The sequence below is a fragment of the Alcaligenes nematophilus genome, assembly GCF_026344155.1.
Classification (GTDB): domain Bacteria; phylum Pseudomonadota; class Gammaproteobacteria; order Burkholderiales; family Burkholderiaceae_B; genus Alcaligenes; species Alcaligenes phenolicus.
In genome coordinates, this window is record NZ_JAPKMZ010000001.1 from 145,021 (window position 1) to 166,884 (window position 21,864).

Sequence of the window (21,864 nt, forward strand, 5' to 3'; positions counted from 1 at the left end):
GTCTGGGGAGCTTTTCCATTAATGCGGTGCTTATAGTTCTTGTTCTATGACCGCTCTTGGCCCAGATCCATCCTGAAGCAAGAATCCTACAGCGTCATCTTGAAACCCTTGTGGCTGGCCGTGAAACCCAGTTGCTCATAAAACCGATGTGCATCGATACGAGCCATATCCGAGGTAAGCTGCACAAGGTGACAATTGCGTGCACGGCATTGTTCGATGGCCCACTGAATCATCAAGCGCCCCAAACCCGTACCACGGGCAGCGCTGGCAATACGTACAGACTCAATCTCCCCGCGCCACGCGCCCTGGTGCGACAGGCCTGGCATATACGTGATCTGCAAAGTGCCCACAACCGTGCCATCCAGCTCTACAACGGCCAGATACTGATTGGGGTCCGCTTCTATCGCCTCAAAAGCGTCCAGATAGGACTGAGCCAAAGGCAGGCTGGTGTTTTCCCGTTTCTGGCCCAAAATATCGTCGGCCAACATGGCTACGATGGCCTCCAGATCCGCTGCCACAGCACGACGAAAAACAGGTGTCGACGTCACTTCAAACTCCTTAATAAAGCGAAATGGATCTGAAATTATGCCTCCCGGAGCTGACGAAACCGTGACTAGCCCTTCATTCCGATTGCGTATTCTCGGTAATTGCGGGATCGGCCGGAGTCTTTTGCGCTTCCAGCCATGCTAGCCAGGACGCCTGAAGGCGCCAGGCACTGGCTGCGCCGGGGGCATAACCCATAATTTCTTCGATCTCAGGCAAGGAAAAACCTCGTTCGATCAAACCCGCCCCAAAGGTATTGCGCAGACGCTGAGGCGTCATCAACAGATCCATCTGCTTGATGCCCCATTTGCTGACAATGCGAGCCAGCGTGGCCGGATTCATTTGTGCCTGGGGTCGGGCAGCGCTGATTTGACGAGAGCCGGGGAAAACGCGGCTGTCCTTGGCCCAAGCTGAAGCGTCCTCTGCACCACTGAAAATCAGCCAGCTACGCAATATGGTTTCGCACCAGATGGGGGCTACGACCTCGCGCTTGGCCGCTCCAGTCAATTTCAGCAGGATAGTTCCATCGCGCCATTGCGTGGTGTGCTCCTCATCTGCTTCGTCCGACTCCACCGGGTCGGCCCTGCGTTGGGCCACTCCGATAGCTGAAGGGTGCAACTGCCCCAACTCCACCGGCCGCAAGCCTGTGCCCAGCATCACAGCCACAATCGTCATATCTCGATATTCACGCCAACGGGCGGCAATGGTCATATCACTGGCCAACTCCAGGACACGCCATCGATTTTGCAATGCCTTGATGGTGGCAGAGCATTGATCTACAGAAAGAAATTGGGTGGCCTGGTTGTCAGGGGCCTGGCGCCAGCTTTCCTTGAAGGGGTCGTTGATAGCGGGGGCCAGTGCAGGATTTTCGGAGCGTCCATCCTGGCGACATAGTTCTTCATAAGCACGGGCGATTACTTGTTGATAGCGTTCACGCTGCGGGCGGCGCACTTCGTCCAGATTGCTCAAAAAGTTCCGTATATCCACAGGCTTGATCTGGGTGTACTGCTTTTTATGATCCTGAAGTGCCTGCAAGAAGCGCCGCCACAAGGTGCGATACACCCGCTGCGTGCTGGGTGCCATGGGTGGGCGTTGATGCTGCAACCAGGTATCAAACAAGGCCTCCGCCGAAATGTCGGCGGCCTGCGAGCCTAAAATAGGCAGATCAAACTGCCCTTCTTCTCTTGTAGACCGTTTTTTCATTTCGCACCCATCTTTTCCGTTAATTGCATTTTATTGGGGAATCAGTCTGTATGGCAAGGGCTGACGCAGCGCTAAGGGGAAGCGAATAAAGGAGAAACTGGAAGGTTCTTGGAAAGCATGTTCGTCTCATGCTAATGCGTACAATGCTACAGCCTGACAACCTTTGCGAGCTACGCCACGATGAAGTACCTGGTCACCACCCCACATCGCTCTGAGTATCCAAATCCCTTAGTCCTGAAAAAAGGCGACTTTCTTGTAGTTGGGGAACGGTATCAAGGCCCGGAAGACTGGGATAACTGGATTTACTGCTCTACTCAGGAACACCCTGGAGGATGGGTGCCCGAACAAATTATCGAGCGCCTGCCCGATGCTGGGACCGGTCGCGCCCTGCAAGACTACAGCGCGCTGGAAATGAATGTGGATGAAGGCGATCGGGTTCAAGGAGAGAAAATCCTGAATGGCTGGTGCTGGTGCCAGCGCCCCCAGGATGGCGCCCTGGGCTGGGTTCCTGTCAGCCACCTCTCTCCCCTGCTTGCTGAAACCTGATTGCTGGCAGCGAGACTGGCAGCAACAGCAGCACCAGGGCAACGCTTGGCATCCATACAAGTGACAACGGCCGCATCGTTACGGCTACTTGCCAAGCACAGTTCGCTGCTTGCGTCCCAAGCTCTCAATCATGAAAAGCTGCACTATTGAACCGGGCTATCTGTACAGATTCTGATGAACCCAGCCCTTATTGGTCAGAATCATTCGTGCCTGCCCCTCGACTTCCTGGGCCGTCAACGCGCGCAGATCCTCGTAGGTATCCTGAACCGCGCTATCTTTGATCCAGCCCGCCGCATCGGCCAGATGATAGACATAACTCACCTGACTGACGGTAAACCCGCCTGCGCTGGCCGGTTCGGTAAAGTAGTTGATACGGTCCAGAACCAGGCGGCCCGTACAAAATGCATCATGCTCGCCCTGCGACTGTTCGGAGCTGGAACGACGCAAATAGGTGTCTGCATTGGCATCCAGCTCGTAGCGCGGTGCCTCTTCCTTTCCTACCTGACGCAACAAACCTACCTTGGCCAAGGCAGCCAGACGAGCTCGATCTTCCACAATCAAGGGGGAATCGTGCTCGGCCTGATAGGGATACACACGTCCAGGCACTCCTACACACAAGCCGTCTCGCGTATCCAGATAGCTCTGGATTGCCGTGCTGAAATTTTCCTCATTGGCCTTTTTCGAGTCCTGGCATCCTGCCAACAAACCGGCTACCACGACGACCAACGCTGTTTTCCACATAGAGACTTCCTTGCGTGCGAGCTGAAAAAAGGAGTTTAGCCCGCCCCCACCCCACCCTGAAAGCCTTGTCACACGCTGCAAGAAAATAGTCATCTTGCAAGAGATGCACGACCAATACCCCCCAATATTGCATTACTGCATTGCAAAATCTGGTCTTTTACGATGCTTACAAACAGGTTAAAGTTTCTTGGCTTCGTAAATGAAAGGCATTATCAATGAGCATCACCCCTGTTCCAGTGAATCGCCAACGCTACACCCGAGTCGCACGCATCTTGCATTGGCTGATGGCACTGGCCCTGACCGCCTTGGTGACCGTGGGCTACACCATGAAAACCTTGCCCCTGTCCCCTTTGAAACTGCAAGTCTATTCCTGGCACAAATGGGCCGGTATTTCCCTGCTGGTACTGGTGATCCTGCGCCTGCTCTGGCGTTTGTTCAACCGCCCCCCTGCTCTACCCCCTGGCATGTCTGCTTTCAGCCGGGCTCTGGCCCACTGTGGTCATGCCGCTTTATACCTGCTGATGATTGGTATTCCCCTGACAGGCTGGCTGATGAGTTCTGCCAAAGGCTTTCAGACAGTGTGGTTTGGCGTGATCCCCCTGCCCGATCTGGTTTCCAAAGATAAACCTTTGGGCGAGTTGCTGGTCCAAGTCCACATCTTTTTGAATTACGCCCTGATTGCCATGGTCAGCCTGCATGTTCTGGCGGCCTTGAAGCATCAGTTCATAGACCGTGACGGCTTGCTTGGCCGCATCACCTTTACTTTAGGCAAAGCCAAATCATGAAAAAATCTGTCTTCGTGTCCCTGCTGATCGGCTCTCTGGGCCTGGGCACCAGCCTGTCGGCCAACGCCAAAAACTACCAGGCTCTGGACACCCAAAATAGCGAAATCGGCTTTCAGTATTCCCAGATGGGCGTGAAGCTGGATGGTCAGTTCCGTAAATTTGAAGGCGAACTGAACTTCAACCCCGACGCCCTGGATCAGTCCAAGGTGGTCTTGAAGGTCGCCCTGGATAGCGTTGATACCGGCTCAGAAGAAGCCGATGATGAATTGCAAGACGTGCGCTGGTTCGATATTGACGCGCATCCCCAGGCCGTTTTCAGCTCCAAGAGTTTCCGCGCTGTCAGCGACCAGCAATATGAAGTGCAAGGCACGCTGCAGATCAAAGGCCGTGAGCAACCCGTCACTGTCATGGCGACCATGGCTCCCGAAGGCGACAAAGCCACTTTTAGCGGTGCCTTTGAAATCAAGCGTGGCGATTTTTCTATCGGTGAAGGCTCCTGGTCCAGCTACGACATCGTGGCCAACGAGATCACCGTCAACTTCAAGATTGATGCCAAGTAAGCAGACGCATCAGCGCCCCCTCCCTCTCCCTGCACAACAAGGATTACACCCTCATGATCAAGCCAGTGATTGCCCTGTCCGCCAGTTTTCTGTTTGCTTTTGCCGCTCAGGCAGCGCCGGTGACCTATCAGGTTGAACCCAGCCACACCTTCGTGCACTTCAGCTACAAGCACTTGGGCCTGAGCACGCAAAGCCAGCGCTTTGACAAAGCACAAGGCACCGTTACCCTGGACCAGGAAGCCAAGACCGGCAGTATCGACATGAAAGTCGACACCCGTTCGGTCAGCACCGGCTTTCCCCTGTTCAACGAACACATCCAGGGCAAGGATCACTTCGACACCGAGCAGTTCCCCGAAGCAACTTTTGTGTCCAAGGACATTCAGTTCGACGGTGACAAGCCTGTGTCCGCCAAGGGCGATCTGACCATCAAGGGCATTACCAAGCCCGTGACCATGACCATTGAGTCCTTCCTGACCATGCCCAAGCACCCCATGATGAACAAACCCGCCCTGGGCGCGGACGGCAAGATCGAGATCAAGCGTAGCGAGTTTGGCATGGCCGCCAACGTGCCTTACGTCGGTGATGAAGTCACTATCCGTATTGCGCTGGAAGCCATTGCCCAGTAATAGCGAAGCACTCGCTACTCAGGAAGTCTGTTTAAAGGATTTCCTGAACCACTTCCAGGGGACGCGCCAGACGCGTCCCTTTTTCTGTCACCACGATAGGACGGTTCAACAAAATGGGATGGGCTTCAATCGCTGTCAGCAAGTCCTCGTCGCTCAGATCGGGATTGCCCAGGTTCAGCTCGCTGTAAACAGCCTCTTTGCTGCGCATGGCCTCGCGTACCGTCAAGCCCGTTGCCGCAATCAGAGTTTTGAGTTCGCTGCGCGACAAGGGTGTTTTCAGGTACTCGATGATCTCGGGTTCCAGACCTTTTTCACGCATCATGGCCAGGGCATTACGCGAAGTGCTGCAGCGCGGATTATGATAGATTTTGCTCATGACAGTCTTTGACTTCCTATAAACCGTATTCAGGCGAACAATAGTAGCCCAGCGCCGCCGGATACGTCATCTGGGTAGCTTGCTGCAGACAGGCCAGCGTCTTCACTTAGCCAGGAGAACACATGATCGACCTGTATTACTGGACCACTCCCAACGGACATAAAGTCACGATGTTTCTGGAAGAGTCCGGTCTGCCTTACACCATCCACCCCATCAATATTGGCCAAGGCGATCAATTCAAACCTGAATTCCTGCGTATCGCCCCCAATAATCGCATTCCCGCCATTGTGGACCAGGCTCCGCAAGACGGTGGCGAACCTATCTCCCTGTTCGAGTCCGGCGCCATTCTGCAATATCTGGCAGAAAAAACCGGCCAGTTCCTGTCGACCGATTTGCGAGTGCGTACCGAAACCTTACAGTGGCTGTACTGGCAAATGGGTGGCCTGGGCCCCATGGCAGGCCAGAACCACCATTTCAATGTCTATGCCCCCGTCAAAATCGAGTACGCCATCGACCGCTATGTGCGTGAGACTGGCCGTCTCTACGGCGTGCTGAACAAACATCTGGAGCAGCGCGACTTTATTGCTGGGGACTACTCCATTGCCGATATGGCCAGCTACCCCTGGATTGTCTCCCACCAGCGTCAAAGCCAGAATCTGGACGACTTCCCGCATCTGAAGCGTTGGTTTGAGCGTATTGGCGCGCGTCCCGCAACTGAGCGTGCCTATGCCTTGGTCGAACAGATCAACCCCGGCTCGCCCGTCCATGACGACAAGGCCCGTCAAATCCTCTTTGGCCAAGATTCCAAAACCATCCGATAGGACTACGATCCCATGACCTTACAGCGCCCCTATCAGCTGCTGCTTATTGGCCTGACAGCCATGGCTCTGTCTGCGTGCTCCAGCACGCCCAGCAATATCTCCCTGATTCCAACGCAAACCCAGGATCAGACTGAAAAAGATGGCGTTTTTACCCAGCCCTTGGACTACAAGCACGTCAAGCCAGGCTGTACCGGTGAATGCCCGCGCCTGGAAGTGAAATCTCTGATTTTCCCCGGCAACGCCGAGCTGACCAAGCTGGTCGATGAAAGCCTGGCTCATATGACGGTTATCTCTGAGCGCCATCCTGGCTATCGCGGTTTGAAGGAATTCGAGAACTACTACTGGGCTACCGCCAATAATCGTGACGAAGTGCATTTATCCGCCCGTACGCGCTACCGGAACCGGGATCTGACGGTCGTAGAGCTAAGCTCGGGCATCTACATGACAGGTGCGGCTCACGGCATTACAGCAACCCAGTTCATCAACTGGGACAATCGCCTGAAGACCGCTTTGCCTCTGGACCGCATTATTGCCCCCGGCAAGATCAAGCCTTTCCAGGAACTGGTACGCCAGGCCCACAACAACTGGGTTTCCAGCCTGAGTGAGGCACGTGAAGACCGAGCCGGTTGGGACAGAATGTGGCCCTTCCAGCCCGCCCAGAACATTGCTCTGACCGATCAGGGCTTGCTGGTGAAGTACAACCCGTACGAGGTCGCCCCGTATTCCTTCGGTCAGCCAGAGCTACTGCTGCCCTACTCGGAACTGCGTGGCATTCTGCGTCCTGACTACCTGCCCGCCAATTAAGCGTTTGGGTCACCGTAAATAGACAGGCAGCCTATATCAGGCTGCCTGTTAATAAAAACAGTATTTTTTTGTACGCTACTCAAAGCCCGGAACCTTTAGCCATACATGCTGGAGCCGCGCCCACCCTTAGCGTCCGATCATCCCCTCTTCCAAGCTCCCCTACCACCATGTCTGATAACTTGTTCCGCTTTCACGACCTGTTTGCTCAACTGGGTCTGCCCAACACCCCCGAGGCGATTGCCAGCTTTCTGGAAAAACACCGCCCTTTGCCTAATGACGTGCTGCTGGCTGACGCTCCCTTCTGGAACGAGTCTCAAGCCGAGTTCATTCGGGAAAAACGACTCCAGGATTCCCCGGAATGGATCCAGATCATTGACCAGTTAAGCGAGGCCCTGCGTCAAACGACTGGCGTGGTGAATCTGTCCGGCCCTTGCCGCGTTCTGGCTTTATCAGGCAGCCTGCGCCAAAGCTCCTTCAACACCGCTTTGGCACACGCCGCTCAAGCCCTGGCTCCCCAAGGCATGGAGATTGAAGTCGCCACCCTACACGGCATCCCCCTGTATGACGGCGATCTCGAAAGCAAGGACGGCATTCCAGAAGCCGTACTGGCCTTGAAAGAAAAGATCCTGAACGCCGATGCTCTCTTGCTGGTTACCCCGGAATACAACAATGGCGTACCCGGCGTATTCAAGAACGGAATCGACTGGCTGTCTCGCACAGACATGAAAGCCATCTTCTCGGGCCGTATCACCGGGCTGATTGGCGCTTCCATGGGGGGCTTTGGCACGATCTCTTCCCAGGCAGCCTGGTTACCTACGCTGAAAATGCTGGGTGTGTCCCTGTACAGCGGCGGCTCGTTGCTGGTGTCTCGTGCGCAGAATTCCTTTGATGCGGAAGGCAAACTGCAAGATGAGAATATCCAGAAAATGCTCAGCAACTACCTGCAAGGTTTCCAGACCTTTGTGCATGCCTCCCATATGGCCAAGGCGCAAGAAAAGGGCAATTAAGCGGCAATGGATAAAAAGGGTTTTGGTTTCCTGCCTGTAGAAATACTGAGTCACCACAGCTGCGAACGCAGTGCAGGACGTCAGTATCACTACAACCATTCCCGATTATTGCCATAACAAAAAAGGAGCCCTCAAGGCTCCTTTTTACATCCTGCCCCCAGACTTAAGGCTGTACAGGCTTGTCGAAACGATCCAGGTCAAAATAGCGACTGGTACTGCTGGACGAAGCAGGTTTCGAACTGGAACTGTCTGCTGCAGGAGCCGGCTCGGGCTCTACCGTCACCGTTTGCACCCGATTCAAATCAGGCTGCTCTACCCGCTCTGGCACACCATAAGTCTGTACCGCTCCACCGGAGTAAGTCCCCGCTGCGGCTGGTGCAGCGGCCGCTTTACGAGCGACAGCTTGATCCAGATAACTGGCCAATTGTTCATGATTGGCTGAACGCGCCCAGTCTGCCGGACTCAAACCTTGGGCATTTTGCATACTCGGATCCGCTCCGGCCGCCAATAGCACATCCACCACCGCCCGTTTGCCCGACAAAGCCGCCATCATCAAGGGGCTGGTTCCGTCTGGTGCAGGTGCATTCACAATCGCTTTCTGAGACAGCAGATAGCGCACCGTCTCTTCATGTCCTTTGGAAGCGGCATAGTGCAAAGGTGACCAGCCCACCCGATTCACCTGCCCCCCTCGTGCTTGCAGATCACGCAAACGAGCGGTCTCCCCCATCAGGGCCAGATACATCATGGGAGTTTCGCGGGCATCGTTCTCGATGTTCACATTGGTTTGACGGTTAGCCAGCAAAGTGTCCACCACTTTCCAGGACTTGTTGCGGATCGCCAGCATCAAGGAAGGATTGCCCTTGGAATCGACTGCGTTGGGGTTCGCCCCCTTGATGAACTCCTGCTCGATGATGTTGGGTCGGTCATTTTCCAGCGCCAAATACCAATTTCGGCTCTCAAGCTCCGGTTCCTGCGCCGACACAGGGGCTGACAGCAGAAAAGCCAAAGGAAGCACCACGGAAAGGATGGTTTTATTGGGTATTTTTCTTTTAAAAATCATGTTGTTAAATCCTTTTCATAAAGTGCTTTATCAGGTTATGAAAATACAGATAGATGCCGCTTCAGAAATTGCTTCTCTCTATACAAGCAGGAAGCATTTAACTATAAACAGGTTTAAGAATAATCAATAAATCTTTGATTACTAACAAAAATTGAATATTCTAAGTGAATCCCAACCAAGCCCGAAAGACGGAGAAAATACCATAAAATTCTATTTTTACGCTTAAAATCAAATAGTTAAATCATCTTCTTAAAGTTTTAAATCAACTTTAAACCGCCCTTGTGCAAGATCCTGAATATTGGCTCAAACAGTCACAAAAGCCTTACCAGAACCTCTAAACCAGATTAACTTAAAGCTGTACCTTACTGAATAATTTGAAGAAATTCTCTGCGCTAGCCTCTTCAACTTCCTTTACCGATATCCCACGAAGCTCCGCAATCTTCTCAGCCACATGAATGACCAAGGAAGGATTATTGGTTTTGCCTCGATATGGCACAGGAGCCAAAAACGGCGAGTCCGTTTCGATCAGCAGACGATCCAGCGGCACGCGTTGCGCCACATCCTGCAGCTGGGTAGCGTTCTTGAAGGTCACAATCCCGGAGAAGGAAATGTAGAAATTCAGATCCAAGGCCGCTTGTGCCACTTCCCAGGTTTCAGTGAAACAGTGCATCACGCCCCCGGCAATCTGCGCCTGCTCTTCACGCATGATGGCAATGGTGTCCTCACTGGCCGAGCGAGTATGGATGATCAAAGGCAGGCCCGACTCGCGACTGGCGCGGATGTGGGTGCGGAAACGCTCACGCTGCCAATCCAGGGGCTCTTGCAAACGGTAATAGTCCAGACCCGTTTCGCCAATAGCCACCACTTTGGGATCTTGAGCATGTTTGATCAGCTCCTGGACGGTAGGCTCGGTGACTTTCTCATAATCCGGATGCACGCCAACCGAGGCAAACAAATGGCCGTGGGGACGCACCAGCTCCATCAAACCGGGCCAGTCGTCCATATCCACGCTGACCACCAGCGCACAGCCCACCTGGTTCTGGCGCATCTTGTCCAGGATGTCGTCCAGATTTTCAGCAAGTTCAGGGAAATTAAGATGGCAATGCGAATCAACAAACATGATTAGACGGTACTTTTTTAAACACGACGACATGCCTGGTGCAAACGGTCCAAGGCATGATGAATAAACAATTTAGCATTGAGCGGATGATTCCCCAGCCGCTTTTGCTGCACCAGCCACGTCAGAGCTTCCGTCACCGCTGTGGTGTTGGATTGGGCTGCCAAGGCATCAATGCGCTTTTGCAGGGAAGGATAGTAACGCGCCGGTTGGGCAAAACCACCCAGCTGAATATCGACAAACAAGCGTTGCCAATGGTCAATCCACTCTTGAGCAGGCAGTTTTTCCAGCGTATCGGCCAAGGACAAATCCGCCTCACGGCCTGCTTTCAATACCCCATCCATCCAGACGCTTAACCAATCGGGGCACGGCGCATTCATATCCTGGCTGGCGCTTAACGCTTTTAGTGGGGCACCACCCCAGGCAGCCAACCAGTCCGAGGCTTGATCCACCCCTTGTTGCTCCAGCCATTGCACCGATTGCTGAGCATCAGGTGCGGGCAAAGGCAAACGGCGGCAACGCGATACCAGTGTAGGCAACAGCCGATCTGGCGCATCGGCTACCAGCAGAAAAACCGTGCGGTCCGCAGGTTCTTCCAGCACCTTCAGCAAGGCATTGGCCGATACCAGATTCAGAGCCTGAGCCGGATAGAGCACCGCCACTCGCCACCCGCCTCTATGAGTGGCCGTATTGAACCAGTGCTGCAACTGCCGTAATTGCTCCACCCGGATTTCCCGGGAAGGATTTTTGCGGGCAGCCGACTCTTTGGCCAAGTCCCCTTCCTGGGTGTCTGGCCCCTGCTCTTCCAGCGCAACCGCATCCGGGCGCAGCAGGCGCAAGTCCGGGTGATTTCCCCCCCGCACCCACTGACAGGCCTGACAGTGGCCACAAGCCAGACCCTGCACCGGCTGGTCGCACAATAAACTGGCGGCGGCCGCGCGGGCGAATTGCGTCTTGCCGATGCCCGGCAGACCGTGGATCAGCCAGGCATGGGCAAAACGCTCCTGATTGCCCAGCCAATTTTCGGCGGTCGCGATTTGCCAAGGTAGAAAAGTCAAACTATCAGACACCGTATTGCCTCAAGGTTGCACATCAAAAGGCCTGATTCACGCAGGAAAGACCAGGCAATCGCCCCCGCTTGAACAGCTCAGCGCACATTGTAATATGAACCGGTAAAATGCCTGCTCCACTACCAAGGATGATGAAGTGAGCTTATTGATCGGGCTGGCCGCCAAAGCGCGTTCAGGCAAAGATACCGTCGCCAATCTACTACTGGCACAAAACCCTTTATTGGCCGCCTATGCCTTGGCCGACCCCGTGAAAATGGGCTGTGAAGTGCTGTTTGGTCTAAGTCCGGCTCAAGCCTGGACTGACGACAGCCTGAAAGAAGTGCCTATTGCCCTGTGGCAGCGCTCCCCCAGACAGTGTTTCCAGCTACTGGGAACAGACTGGATGCGCCAGCGCGATCCCGATCATTGGCTACGCCGCGCCCAACATGTGCTGGAGTTTGGACCGGGCTCCCCCCTTGCCAGGAGCATTCAGGACTACTCGGTCTGGGCGCTGGCTCTGGCCGCGATTTACGGCATGGTGCCTGAGCACCTGGATGATGAGCGGGCGGATCATGTGGATGCCTTTTGGGGTTTGAGTCCGCGTCAGGCGGCCGAACATCTACGCAATCAGGTTCTGGCCGAATACCCGGATTACGAGCAGCGTCGCCAAACCTTGCCCCTGTTCCTGCCCAGCCACCAGCTTCCTGATATGAGTCAGGCCCGTTGTCTGCTGATTAAAGACATTCGTTACGAAAACGAGGCCAATTTCATCCGTGAACATGGTGGAGAGATCTGGCATATCGAACGCCCTGGCAATCCAGTGATCAGCCAGCACTCTTCCGAATGGGGTGTAGAACGCGCCCCCCAGGACTATCTGATTCGCAATGACGCAGGCTTGGAAGAACTGGCCAGCAAGGTCCATGATTTGTGGACGGGCTTCACGCAACGGCACGGCTTGAAGCTTTGACTCCCTGGCCTTGGATAGCGCTCAGCCATACAAGTGTCACCAAACCGCCCCCAAAAAACATTCAGGCCCCTGATAGGGCCTGAATGGTTTAGCGTTTCAGAATATATTTGGCGACGGCTCGGTTATGTGCAGCCAGATTCGTCGAGAACTCGCTGGTTCCATCGCCACGCGATACAAAATAATAGAAATTATGCTTTTCGGGATGCAAAGTCGCCATCAAGGAAGCCTTGCCAGGACTGGCTATCGGCGTGGGAGGCAATCCATTGCGCGTGTACGTGTTCCAGGGGGTGTCCGTCGTCAAATCGCGCTTGCGAATACGGCCGTCATAGGCTGAACCCATGCCGTAAATAACAGTCGGGTCTGTCTGCAATGGCATGCCTACGCGCAAACGGTTCATGAACACCCCGGCTACACGCGCTCGATCCTGACTGTGGCCTGTCTCACGCTCCACGATAGAGGCCATGATCAAGGCCTCGTATGGCGTCTTCAAGGGCAAATCCGCGTCCCGGTCCGCCCATAGCTGTTCCAGCAGTTCCTGCTGAGCCTGAAACCCGCGCCGCAGGATATCCACATCTGCCGTACCCGGTACAAAAACGTAGGTATCGGGATAGAACAGACCTTCAGGATGTACAGCATCCAAGCCAAAACGCTGCAGCAAGTCTGCATCACTGATATCACTCAAGGTTTGGCGAACCTGGGGATTGCTCGCCAACGTCTCGCGAATGCGTTGATAGGTCCAGCCTTCAGGAATGGTCAGGCGGGTTTGCAGCATATTGCCGCTGGACATGCGCTCCATCACCATCCATGGCGTATCACCACGCACGGCCTCGTAAGCCCCCGCTTGCAAGGAGGTATCCAGGCCAGAGAGACGCGCCATCCAGACAAAAGCATCTTCCTGAATATCGATCCCGGCCTGCTGCATGCTGCGTGCAATCGCACGGGGGCCTGAGCCTGCAGGCACCACATAGTCGATGCGTTCAGCACTCATCGTCACGGGCTGCTTCTTGGCCCAATACCAGGCGCCACCCGCTATCACACAGGCGACGACCACCAGAAGGCCCAACAGGGCAGAGAAGATCTTGACAGTTTTTTTCATGCGAGCGCTATTGTAATCAGAATAAGGCTGCATATTCCTGAATATGTGTCACAGTCAAACACAGAAACCGGGACAGACCCGCGCTACCGGATTGCGCTATCCAGCTCATGCCCTGATCCCAGCGGGGATATGCCCCTGAAACCGGCCTCACACACGGTATCATTGATGTTTAAATTTATTTTTTCGCTCAGCCATGACCGGAATGCCAGCCCCCTCCTCTTTCGCCCTGCCTGATTTGTGCGTCCTCCAGTTTCAGGGAGCCGATGCCGTGTCCTTTCTCCATGCTCAAGTCAGCAATGATTTGGAGCATCTGGCAGCCGACCGCGCCTGCATCGCGGCCTATTGCACCGCCAAAGGTCGCAGTTTGGCGACCATGGTCTTGTGGCGCGAACAGGACGAGACCGTCTATGCCCTGGTGCGCCGTGACCTGAGCGAGGCCCTGATCAAGCGCCTGCGCATGTTCGTGCTGCGCAGCAAAGTGACGATCAGTCTGGCCGAGTTGCAGGTTTACGGTGTGGCAGATCAATCCGCTGCCCAAGCGGTCTGGAATTTGCAGCGCGATGGTGACGACACCTTAATCCAAGCCCCCGGCGAGCTGGATGGCTTGAATCGCTACTGGCGGATTTCTCCCCAGCAGGACACGAACGCTCAGGCTTCTGAGGGCCGTTGGGAAACGGCGGATATTTTGGCGGGCTTGCCCTGGATCAGCGCCGACACGCAAGATCTGTTCATTCCCCAGACTCTGAACCTGGACCTGATCGACGGCATCAACTTCAAGAAAGGCTGCTACCCCGGCCAGGAAGTGGTGGCACGCAGCCACTATCGAGGCACGATCAAGCGCCGCATGATGGCCGCCCGCAGCGCCATTCTGGACACGGCACCACAGGTGCAAGAAGCCGCCGATGTGTTCCTGGTCTCTCAAGGTGCAGAGCCGGTTGCGGCTGCGCGCATTATCAACCGCGCCTGGCAAGCCGAGCAGCAGCGTCTGTATGTCTTGATGGAAGTGGTACTGGCGGACCTGGAACAAGGCCAGTTTCAACTGGAGCAAGGACAGGCGCTGGAATTGCAGCCCCTGCCCTACGCTCTGCCAGAACTTAGCTCTTCTGACGGTACAAATTAAGAATGCTGGAGAAATCCAGCCCGGCATTCTGACCCTGTGCGGCATGCAAGGCGAACAGATTACGTGCCAGTTCGCCTAACGGTGTCGCACTGTTTTGGCTCACGGCTGCATCGGCCGCCAAACCCAGATCTTTCAGCATCAAACCTGTTGCAAACCCACCCTGATAATCACGCGAAGCCGGTACATCCGGCATGACGCCCGGCCAGGGGTTGTACAGTTCGGTCGCCCAGTTACGGCCGGAGCTGCGCGCCATGATGGACGACAGCACAGCAGGGTCCAGACCGTGGGCAACGCCCAGAGCCAAGGCTTCAGCGGTACCCGCCATCAAAATTCCCAAGAGCATATTGTTGCAAATCTTGGCGACCTGACCCGCACCGGCTTTACCGGCGTGGAAAATGTTCTTGCCCATGGCATCCAGATAAGGACGCGCCTTTTCCAGCGCCGGATCCTCGCCCCCAACCATAAAGGTCAAGGTACCGGCAATGGCGCCACCCGTACCACCGGAGACAGGTGCATCCAGCATCAACAAGCCCAGCTTGGCTGCCTTGGCGGCCAGATCCTGGCTGGTTTGAGCATCAATCGTGCTGCAATCGACCAGCACTGTGCCGGGGGCCACGGCCTGCAACAAGCCGTTCTCGCCCTCGTAAACCTGACGAACGTGGCGGCCAGCAGGCAGCATGGTAAAGACCATCTGCGCGTCTTTGGCGATCTGCACCGCCGACTCGCCCACTTGCGCCCCCGCTGCCTGCAGCTCCTTCATGGCCTCTGCATTCAGGTCAAAGACCTTCAGGCTATGGCCGGCTTTGAGCAGATTCAGCGCCATGGGTTTGCCCATATGGCCCAGCCCGATAAATGCAATCGTGTTACTCATTTTGTCTCCTCGTCATTATGAAAACGGCGCCGTCAGGCGCCGCAGCGGTCTGCCTGGATCACAGGTCAACCAAGGGATGAGTCGTTTCTGCAGGCCAGACGGGAACAAAAAAGCGTTCCACCCAGCGGGCATCAGCCTGTTCCAGCGAGGCCGGATTCCAGCGTGGCTGTTTGTCTTTATCAATCAGCAGTGCACGTATGCCTTCCTGGAAGTCACCCTGTACGCCACACTGCAGAGACACAATGTATTCCAAGCGGAAGACATCAGCCAAAGACAGGTGGTGTACACGCTCCAGCAGTTCAAAGGACAAACGAGCCGAACCTGGAGCACCTTTGGCGAAGGTCTGTGCGGCACGGGACAGCCAGGGGTCGGCACTGTCCTGCCACTGCTGCAGAGCCTGTGTAATGCGTTCAAACTCGCGACTGGCGCAGACATCACGCAGCATGGCGTAGTTTTGCTCCAGCGGGCCGGTATCGGGGCGAGCGCCCTCTGCCAGACTACGCAGGACCTGATGCAGGCTGCTGTCACAAGCGGCGCGTTCATCAGACCAGGTCGTGGCTTGCAAGGCCTTGAGCAAGGCATCGAAATGCACCCGTGGCAAGTAGGCATCGGCCAAGCCCAGGAACAAGCAATCCGAGGCGTTGATTTGCGCGCCGCTCAGTGCCAGGAAATGGCCGATACCCGCAGGCAGATGTGACAGCATCCAGGTGCCACCCACATCGGGGAACAGGCCAATGGAGATCTCGGGCATGGCAAAACGCGTGGTATCGGTCACCACACGATGGCTGGCGCCGTTGAACAAGCCCACGCCCCCACCCATTACAATCCCGTCACCCCAGCACAGAACAGGTTTTGGGAAGGTGTGGATCAGATAATCCAGGCGGTATTCCACATCGAAGAATTCGCGGGCGTACTCGTTATCCCAGGCCGAACCACCCTGGTTCTTTTGCATGGAGGCATACAGCGAATGCAGATCGCCCCCGGCACACAGGGCCTTTTCGCCGGCACCATGCAACACGATCATGGCAATACTGGAATCCTGCGCCCATTCCTGAAACTGCTTGAACAGCAGCTGGCACATCTCCAAATTCAGCCCATTCAGGGCTTGAGGGCGGTTCAGCGTAGCAATACCAATCGCCTTTCCGTTCTGGCCGGGCAGGCGATCAAACAAAACAGAATCCGTCATCGAATATCAGCTCCAAGATCTATGATTTGTCGTGCAATGATGACACGCATGATCTCGTTTGTGCCTTCCAGAATCTGGTGCACCCGAGTATCGCGCACCAGTCGCTCAACAGGATAATCCTTCAGGTAACCATAACCGCCAAAGAGCTGTTGTGCATCCACGCAGGCCTGAAAACCCAGATCCGTGGCCATACGCTTTGCCATGGCGCAGTAGGTGCTGGCCTGACTGCTACCGGCGTCCAGGTGCGAAGCGGCCAGGCGCACCATTTGGCGGGCGGCAACCACGCTGGTCAGAATATCGGACAACTTGAATTGCAGAGCCTGGAACTGGTCCAGATGCTTGCCGAACTGGCGGCGCTCCTGCATATATTGACGGGCAGCATCATAAGCACCCTGGGCGGCTCCTACCGAGCAGCAGGCAATATTGATGCGCCCACCGTCCAGGCCCTTCATGGCCAGTTTGAAGCCCTCGCCCTCCTGGCCCAGCATGGCCGAGGCAGGAACGCGTACGCGCTCAAAGGTAATGCCCCGTGTGGACTGACTATTCCAGCCCATCTTCAATTCTTTACGACCGTAAGTGATACCGGCGGCATCGGCAGGTACGGCAAAAGCGGAAATCCCCTTTGCGCCATCCCCTCCGGTACGAGCCATAACCACCAACAAGTCCGTGTCCCCGGCACCGGAAATAAAGGCTTTGCTGCCGCTGATCAGGTAGTCGTCGCCATCACGCTCGGCACGTGTCCGCAGCGATGCGGCATCCGAGCCTGCACCCGGTTCGGTCAAACAGTAAGAGCCTAGTTTCTGGCCGCTGCTCAGCAGCTCGCCCCATTGGGATTTGACTTCGTCCGTACCCCAGGTGCCGACCATCCAGGTAACCATATTGTGGATAGTCAGAAACGCGGTGGTCGAGGGATCAACTGCCGCCATTTCTTCGAACACCAGGCTGGACTCCAGACGCCCCAGGCCCAGGCCGCCGATGGATTCCGGGGCATACAAGCCGCAAAAACCCAACTCGCCGGCTTTACGGAACGCCTCGATCGGGAAAATCTGTTCCTCATCCCAACGTGCCGCATGCGGTGCCAGTTCCCCTTGTGCAAACTCGCGAGCCGCTTGCGCAAAAGCGTTCTGATCGTCTGTCAGTATCATGTCTGTCTCCTTATTTTTACCCACCATAATGCGTGCCGCCCCCTTTAGTTGTCGTGCTGATGACAATCAGCCGTTTCATAGAGGGCAGTGCAAGGCGGGAGGCGACAGTCTAGCTGAAAGTAGCGGCCTGATGATCAGACGCAGACGAACTAGGCGCGGGCGGGTTTGCGCCGGGGTCTGGCGGCAGCGCGGGCAGCCAGCTTGTGTGCATAACGGCGACGGCGGGAATCCATGGGGTCAAAGACCAGCTCGCGATAGACTTCTACCCGGTCCTGATCCTGCAAGAGTTGGTCCAGCTGGCAGCGCTGGCCGTAGACACCAACGTGCAGCCCGTCCAGGCCCTGTGCATCGTCCAGCGGCGGCAAGCCGCATTCACGCAGGCCTTCAGCAATGCCAGCTTTTAACAGGGCATCACGTACACAACTGCCCGCAGGCAAACGCAGGGCGGCTTTCCAGACCTGCGCCTGGGTAGCGACAATCACGCTGACGGATAATTCAGTCACCGTAGACCTCTTGGGCACGGCGGGTGAAGGAATCGATAAAGCTGTTGGCAACGCGGTTAAAGATGGGACCGACCACCATTTCCAGCGCGCGACTGGAGAACTCGTACTCCATGGTGAAGACGATCTTGCAACCGTCTTCGCCCAAAGGAGTAAACTGCCAATCCCCCGTCAAGGCCGAGAAGGGCCCTTTGACCAGGCGCAAGACAATCCGATTGGGATAATCGTGTTCGTTACGTGTGGTGAAGGTTTGACGAATACCCGCAATGCTGATGGTAACCGAGGCTTCCATCCCCTTTTCGTCACGCTGGTTGACACTGGCGCCACCACACCACGGCATGAATTCAGGGTATTTTTCCACCTCTGCAACCAGGTCAAACATCTGTTCGCAGCTATAAGGAAGGAGGACGGAGCGTTTTACTGTATGCATCAGGTCTGGTTAATAGATAGAATGTTCTGATTTTACAATCTATGGTTGGCAATTAATTCATGAGTATTGTTGATAATCGCAAGGCTACCCACGAATATTTTATCGAAGAGCGCTTTGAGGCCGGTCTGGTCTTGGAGGGTTGGGAGGTCAAGGCGATCCGAGCTGGGCATGTTCAGCTCAAAGAAAGCTATGTCATCGTACGCGAGGGCGAGCTGTTTATTTTAGGGATGCACGTCAGCGCTTTGCCGACAGCGTCCACTCATATCCGGCCCGATGCCACTCGTACACGTAAACTGCTGCTCAAAGCCGAAGAAATCAGCAAGCTGATCGGCAAGGTTGAACAACGTGGTTACGCCCTGGTTCCCCTGAACCTCCACTACAAGAAAGGTCGTATCAAGCTGGACTTAGGTCTGGGACGCGGTAAAAAACTGCACGATAAACGTGATGTTTCCCGCGACAAAGACTGGAAGCGCGAACAAGAACGCTTGATGAAACACGACACCCGCCGTAAGACGAATGAATAAAACGGGCTAAAAAGCCCGTTTTGTTCCAAATCTCAATGTAATTTAACACGAGGGGCGGCCCGTTTGCTGAGCAAGCGGCCCAAAGCCAAGGTTGCCGTTCGCGCAACCCCTAAAATCGCCATGTGGTGCATCAGGTGCAGACTCATGTACATGATGCGAGCCAGCAAACCTTCCACAAACCAGCTCTTGCCGGACAAGACCCCCATCAGGCTCCCTACCCCACGGCTGTGGCCCACGGAAACCAGCGAGCCGTAATCCTTATAGACAAAGGGTGCTTCATCCACAGGCTTGCCCTGGATGCGAGCGGCCAGACGTTTGCGCAAGTAACTGGCTTGCTGGTGCGCGACCTGGGCACGTGCAGGCAAGAACTGACCTTCCTTGTCCCAGGGCACTTGTGCGCAGTCGCCCAAGGCCCAGATATAGGGATCGGGTGTGGACAGACAGGAATCCAGCACCAGCTGATTGATGCGGTTGACGGGCAAACCCAACTGGCCCAAAAAGGGAGGGGCTTCAATCCCCGCCGCCCAAACGCACAAATCGTTGGGATATTGACCACCGTTCGCATCCTCGATGTGGTCCGCCGCCAGACGGCTGACCCGCACCGAGGTCCGTACCGCTACGCCACGCTGCTCCAGCAGACTTTGAGCGGTAGCGGACAGCTTGGGCGGCAGAGCAGACAGAATGCGATCGGCGCCTTCCAGCAAGGTAATGCGCACTTCGCGGTCCGAACTGCTGCCCGGAATGCTGTAAATGCTTAAATCAGCACGGGCTTCCAGCAACTCGGCAGCCAGTTCCACCCCCGTCGCCCCGCCCCCGACAATATTGATGTACAGCGGTGCCCCCGGTTCACGCTGCGCGCGGCGTGTCACACTGATCAGTTCATTGAGCAATTTCAAACGAAAACGCTCTGCCTGATGGGTCGAGTCCAAAGCCAGCGCGTATTCATGGGTGCCAGGCGTATTGAAAAAATTGGATTTGCTACCCACGGCCATCACCAGGGTGCCATAGGACAGGCTGCGTTCCGGAAAGACTTCTTCATGATCGGGCCCCAGGACAGGGGCCAGCGTAATGCTGCGCTGCTCGCGATCTATACCGGTCATTTCACCTTGAATAAAGGTGAAACCACAGTCTCGTGCCAGCATGAAATATGACAGCCCTTCGCGGTGAATATCCAAGGTGCCGGCGGCAACCTCGTGCAAGGACGGTTTCCAGATATGGTCACTGTCTTTGTCGACCAGAAAGATATGCTGACGCCCGAACTGACGTCCTAACTTGGCAGCCAGCTCCAGGCCACCTGCCCCGCCCCCCACGATCACCACTTGATACGACTGCGTAGTAGACATCCAGAACTCCTTGGGACTTGTCTTGAGCAAAGAGAGTATCAGAACCGCCGCCTTATACTTTAAATCAAAACAGATAAGGACTATAGCGATCTGTAGACGCCGCCAGGCGCGCCCAGTAGCGCCGGCCTGTGCTACCACCCGAATATGTGGCTCTTTTGCGCTTTAATAGGCCTTAGATCAAAGACCGGCGCAAACAAATAGGTCCAGCAGCAGTGCATGTCGTAAAATCAAGGGGTTTGATCTTGCTTGCCCTTAACGATCGAAATAGAGCAGCAGCACAGCAGCTATTGATACGGTATGATGCTGACTTTGTCCTATTCACTTATTTTTTGCCTGCCATTATGCACGACGATGTTCCCCGAAAATCCCAACGCGCGACTCGAAAAGGGCGCGAACGCCGCGACAAAATCCTGGAAGTGGCTTCCGAGGTTTTTCGCGAGAATGGTTTTGAGGCCACATCCATGTCCCAAATCGCTGCATTGGCAGGCGGCTCCAAGGGCACACTCTACAACTACTTCCCCTCCAAAGAAGACCTCTTGCTGGCTGTCCTGCTGACAGGCGCCCAGGAATTTACCGAACAGGTCTTGACCAAGCTGGACTGCGAAGGCGATATTCGCGAAGAACTGAAGCGCTTTTTGCTGCCCATGCTGCGCAATCTTTACTCCAAGCAAACCGCCCAGCTGTTACGTATCGTCGTCTCTGTAGGTGGCCACAGTGATATCGGCAAGCGTTTCATGGAGATGCTGGATGACCAGATCTGGGACGGCGTAAAGTGCTTTTTTGCTCGCCACATCGAACGCGGGACCTTGCGCAAGCTGGACCCGGCATTGATGGTGGAACACTTCCGCTGCCTGAGCGAAGGCGAAATTATTCTCCTGCTAATGGGTGCTATGGAACCCTGGAGCGAAGAACACATTCAAAGCGAAACCGAACATATTCTGGATATGTTCTTGCACGTTTATCAAAACGACACAGCAAACTAAGGCTGTATCAATCGGCGGCAACCGCTGATTGCCATCTCCCTACGGTTCCCGGCTTTTATGCTCTACAGCTGACAGCGAACCCTTCAAGACAATCTGAATCCATGCCGCCCGATCCAGGGCGGTGACGACGATTCCCTTTTCCCCATCACTACCTTTCACCAGCGCCCTGCCCCTGATCGGTGCCGGTCGTCAGGATTGAACCTGTGCTTCTCCCTGCCCTACACCACGAGCACTCGGCGATACCTGTACAAGCTCGCACACCGACTCCAGCCTGCCAATACGGCAACATAGACGCACTATCAGGCTAAAAGAACCACAAAACGAAATCGCCTGAGCACGGGCAAGAGCAAGAACAGAAGCGCAGGCAAAAGATGCGCCCGAAAACGACAACACCCCGACATGGAAGCTCCATGTCGGGGTGTTGAGTTTTGACTGGCTTGACCAGCGTACTGCCAGAGACA

The 21,864-nt window shown here is 55.3% G+C and carries 25 protein-coding genes; 11 read left to right on the plus strand and 14 right to left on the minus strand.

Features of this window, described 5'->3' with window-relative positions; all coding sequences use genetic code 11:
- Positions 1 to 86 precede the first annotated feature (86 nt).
- Both OSH04_RS00670 and OSH04_RS00675 read right to left on the minus strand, forming a co-directional pair.
- Positions 87 to 548, minus strand: coding sequence for a GNAT family N-acetyltransferase (locus OSH04_RS00670; RefSeq protein WP_035271679.1), 462 nt, complete (start codon positions 546 to 548; stop codon positions 87 to 89).
- A 73-nt stretch (positions 549 to 621) separates the two neighbouring features.
- Entirely contained in the window at positions 622 to 1,746 is a 1,125-nt protein-coding gene (locus OSH04_RS00675; protein ID WP_266107756.1) for a site-specific integrase, read from the minus strand.
- A gap of 180 nt (positions 1,747 to 1,926) precedes the next feature.
- Between OSH04_RS00675 and OSH04_RS00680 the strand changes: the two genes are divergently transcribed.
- On the plus strand, positions 1,927 to 2,292 hold the full coding sequence (locus OSH04_RS00680) for an SH3 domain-containing protein (protein ID WP_060185091.1): 366 nt from the start codon (positions 1,927 to 1,929) through the stop codon (positions 2,290 to 2,292).
- A 156-nt stretch (positions 2,293 to 2,448) separates the two neighbouring features.
- Here the strand turns inward: OSH04_RS00680 and OSH04_RS00685 are convergent, their stop codons facing one another.
- Positions 2,449 to 3,033 carry a hypothetical protein gene (locus OSH04_RS00685; RefSeq protein ID WP_035271683.1) on the minus strand — a complete coding sequence of 195 codons (585 nt, stop codon included), beginning with the start codon at positions 3,031 to 3,033 and terminating at the stop codon, positions 2,449 to 2,451.
- Positions 3,034 to 3,248: 215 nt separating this feature from the next.
- On the opposite strand from OSH04_RS00685, the gene OSH04_RS00690 reads away from it, so the two are divergent.
- Genes OSH04_RS00690 through OSH04_RS00700 form a run of 3 tightly spaced genes read left to right on the plus strand, consistent with a single transcriptional unit; the run spans position 3,249 to position 5,004 of the window.
- A complete protein-coding gene (locus OSH04_RS00690) occupies positions 3,249 to 3,818 on the plus strand; it encodes a cytochrome b (protein ID WP_060185093.1) in 570 nt (189 codons plus the stop codon).
- A complete protein-coding gene (locus tag OSH04_RS00695) occupies positions 3,815 to 4,378 on the plus strand; it encodes a YceI family protein (RefSeq protein WP_266107757.1) in 564 nt (187 codons plus the stop codon). The genes OSH04_RS00690 and OSH04_RS00695 overlap by 4 nt, the downstream gene beginning before the upstream one ends.
- A gap of 53 nt (positions 4,379 to 4,431) precedes the next feature.
- On the plus strand, positions 4,432 to 5,004 hold the full coding sequence (locus tag OSH04_RS00700) for a YceI family protein (RefSeq protein WP_009454094.1): 573 nt from the start codon (positions 4,432 to 4,434) through the stop codon (positions 5,002 to 5,004).
- Positions 5,005 to 5,035: 31 nt separating this feature from the next.
- Here OSH04_RS00700 and arsC read toward each other — a convergent pair whose 3' ends face one another.
- Positions 5,036 to 5,380 (minus strand): arsenate reductase (glutaredoxin), encoded by a 345-nt coding sequence (gene arsC, locus OSH04_RS00705; RefSeq protein ID WP_266107758.1) that lies wholly within the window; start codon positions 5,378 to 5,380, stop codon positions 5,036 to 5,038.
- A 122-nt stretch (positions 5,381 to 5,502) separates the two neighbouring features.
- Between arsC and OSH04_RS00710 the strand changes: the two genes are divergently transcribed.
- The 3 genes from OSH04_RS00710 (at position 5,503) to OSH04_RS00725 (ending at position 8,012) form a co-directional block, all read left to right on the plus strand.
- Complete coding sequence (locus tag OSH04_RS00710; protein WP_266107759.1) at positions 5,503 to 6,201, plus strand: glutathione S-transferase N-terminal domain-containing protein; 699 nt, start codon at positions 5,503 to 5,505, stop codon at positions 6,199 to 6,201.
- A gap of 12 nt (positions 6,202 to 6,213) precedes the next feature.
- Complete coding sequence (locus OSH04_RS00715; protein WP_035271694.1) at positions 6,214 to 7,005, plus strand: RsiV family protein; 792 nt, start codon at positions 6,214 to 6,216, stop codon at positions 7,003 to 7,005.
- Between the two features lie 167 nt (positions 7,006 to 7,172).
- Positions 7,173 to 8,012 carry a DUF2789 family protein gene (locus OSH04_RS00725; RefSeq protein WP_080748047.1) on the plus strand — a complete coding sequence of 280 codons (840 nt, stop codon included), beginning with the start codon at positions 7,173 to 7,175 and terminating at the stop codon, positions 8,010 to 8,012.
- 163 nt (positions 8,013 to 8,175) lie between these two features.
- Here OSH04_RS00725 and OSH04_RS00730 read toward each other — a convergent pair whose 3' ends face one another.
- From OSH04_RS00730 to holB, 3 genes are all read right to left on the minus strand, one after another.
- Positions 8,176 to 9,072, minus strand: a complete 897-nt coding sequence (locus tag OSH04_RS00730) for an ankyrin repeat domain-containing protein (RefSeq protein WP_266107760.1) — start codon at positions 9,070 to 9,072, stop codon at positions 8,176 to 8,178.
- Between the two features lie 349 nt (positions 9,073 to 9,421).
- Complete coding sequence (locus OSH04_RS00735) at positions 9,422 to 10,192, minus strand: TatD family hydrolase (RefSeq protein ID WP_035271697.1); 771 nt, start codon at positions 10,190 to 10,192, stop codon at positions 9,422 to 9,424.
- Positions 10,193 to 10,209: 17 nt separating this feature from the next.
- The gene (holB, locus tag OSH04_RS00740; RefSeq protein WP_266107761.1) at positions 10,210 to 11,259 is read right to left on the minus strand and encodes a DNA polymerase III subunit delta'; all 1,050 of its coding nucleotides are present in this window, start codon (positions 11,257 to 11,259) and stop codon (positions 10,210 to 10,212) included.
- Between the two features lie 136 nt (positions 11,260 to 11,395).
- Here holB and OSH04_RS00745 point away from each other — a divergent pair, with 136 nt between their 5' ends.
- Entirely contained in the window at positions 11,396 to 12,205 is an 810-nt protein-coding gene (locus OSH04_RS00745; RefSeq protein WP_035271701.1) for a deoxynucleotide monophosphate kinase family protein, read from the plus strand.
- 88 nt (positions 12,206 to 12,293) lie between these two features.
- On the opposite strand, the gene mltG is transcribed toward OSH04_RS00745, so the two are convergent.
- Positions 12,294 to 13,301, minus strand: coding sequence for an endolytic transglycosylase MltG (mltG, locus tag OSH04_RS00750; protein WP_060185099.1), 1,008 nt, complete (start codon positions 13,299 to 13,301; stop codon positions 12,294 to 12,296).
- Between the two features lie 202 nt (positions 13,302 to 13,503).
- Between mltG and ygfZ the strand changes: the two genes are divergently transcribed.
- Entirely contained in the window at positions 13,504 to 14,421 is a 918-nt protein-coding gene (gene ygfZ, locus OSH04_RS00755) for a CAF17-like 4Fe-4S cluster assembly/insertion protein YgfZ (protein WP_266107762.1), read from the plus strand.
- Here the strand turns inward: ygfZ and mmsB are convergent.
- The 5 genes from mmsB to OSH04_RS00780 form a co-directional block, all read right to left on the minus strand.
- A complete protein-coding gene (gene mmsB / locus OSH04_RS00760; RefSeq protein WP_266107763.1) occupies positions 14,396 to 15,292 on the minus strand; it encodes a 3-hydroxyisobutyrate dehydrogenase in 897 nt (298 codons plus the stop codon). The genes ygfZ and mmsB overlap by 26 nt on opposite strands.
- Positions 15,293 to 15,350: 58 nt before the next feature.
- The gene (locus OSH04_RS00765; RefSeq protein WP_266107764.1) at positions 15,351 to 16,478 is read right to left on the minus strand and encodes an enoyl-CoA hydratase/isomerase family protein; all 1,128 of its coding nucleotides are present in this window, start codon (positions 16,476 to 16,478) and stop codon (positions 15,351 to 15,353) included.
- Positions 16,475 to 17,623: an acyl-CoA dehydrogenase family protein gene (locus OSH04_RS00770; protein WP_021446562.1), complete on the minus strand. Its 1,149-nt coding sequence runs from the start codon at positions 17,621 to 17,623 to the stop codon at positions 16,475 to 16,477. The genes OSH04_RS00765 and OSH04_RS00770 overlap by 4 nt, the downstream gene beginning before the upstream one ends.
- Before the next feature lie 149 nt (positions 17,624 to 17,772).
- Complete coding sequence (locus OSH04_RS00775) at positions 17,773 to 18,126, minus strand: RnfH family protein (protein WP_266107765.1); 354 nt, start codon at positions 18,124 to 18,126, stop codon at positions 17,773 to 17,775.
- Positions 18,119 to 18,553 (minus strand): type II toxin-antitoxin system RatA family toxin, encoded by a 435-nt coding sequence (locus OSH04_RS00780; RefSeq protein WP_009454121.1) that lies wholly within the window; start codon positions 18,551 to 18,553, stop codon positions 18,119 to 18,121. The genes OSH04_RS00775 and OSH04_RS00780 overlap by 8 nt, the downstream gene beginning before the upstream one ends.
- A 59-nt stretch (positions 18,554 to 18,612) precedes the next feature.
- On the opposite strand from OSH04_RS00780, the gene smpB reads away from it, so the two are divergent.
- Positions 18,613 to 19,077 carry an SsrA-binding protein SmpB gene (gene smpB, locus OSH04_RS00785; protein WP_266107766.1) on the plus strand — a complete coding sequence of 155 codons (465 nt, stop codon included), beginning with the start codon at positions 18,613 to 18,615 and terminating at the stop codon, positions 19,075 to 19,077.
- Between the two features lie 32 nt (positions 19,078 to 19,109).
- Here smpB and OSH04_RS00790 read toward each other — a convergent pair whose 3' ends face one another.
- On the minus strand, positions 19,110 to 20,420 hold the full coding sequence (locus OSH04_RS00790) for an NAD(P)/FAD-dependent oxidoreductase (RefSeq protein ID WP_266107767.1): 1,311 nt from the start codon (positions 20,418 to 20,420) through the stop codon (positions 19,110 to 19,112).
- A 341-nt stretch (positions 20,421 to 20,761) separates the two neighbouring features.
- Here OSH04_RS00790 and OSH04_RS00795 point away from each other — a divergent pair, with 341 nt between their 5' ends.
- On the plus strand, positions 20,762 to 21,403 hold the full coding sequence (locus OSH04_RS00795) for a TetR/AcrR family transcriptional regulator (protein ID WP_226349376.1): 642 nt from the start codon (positions 20,762 to 20,764) through the stop codon (positions 21,401 to 21,403).
- Positions 21,404 to 21,864: the final 461 nt, after the last annotated feature.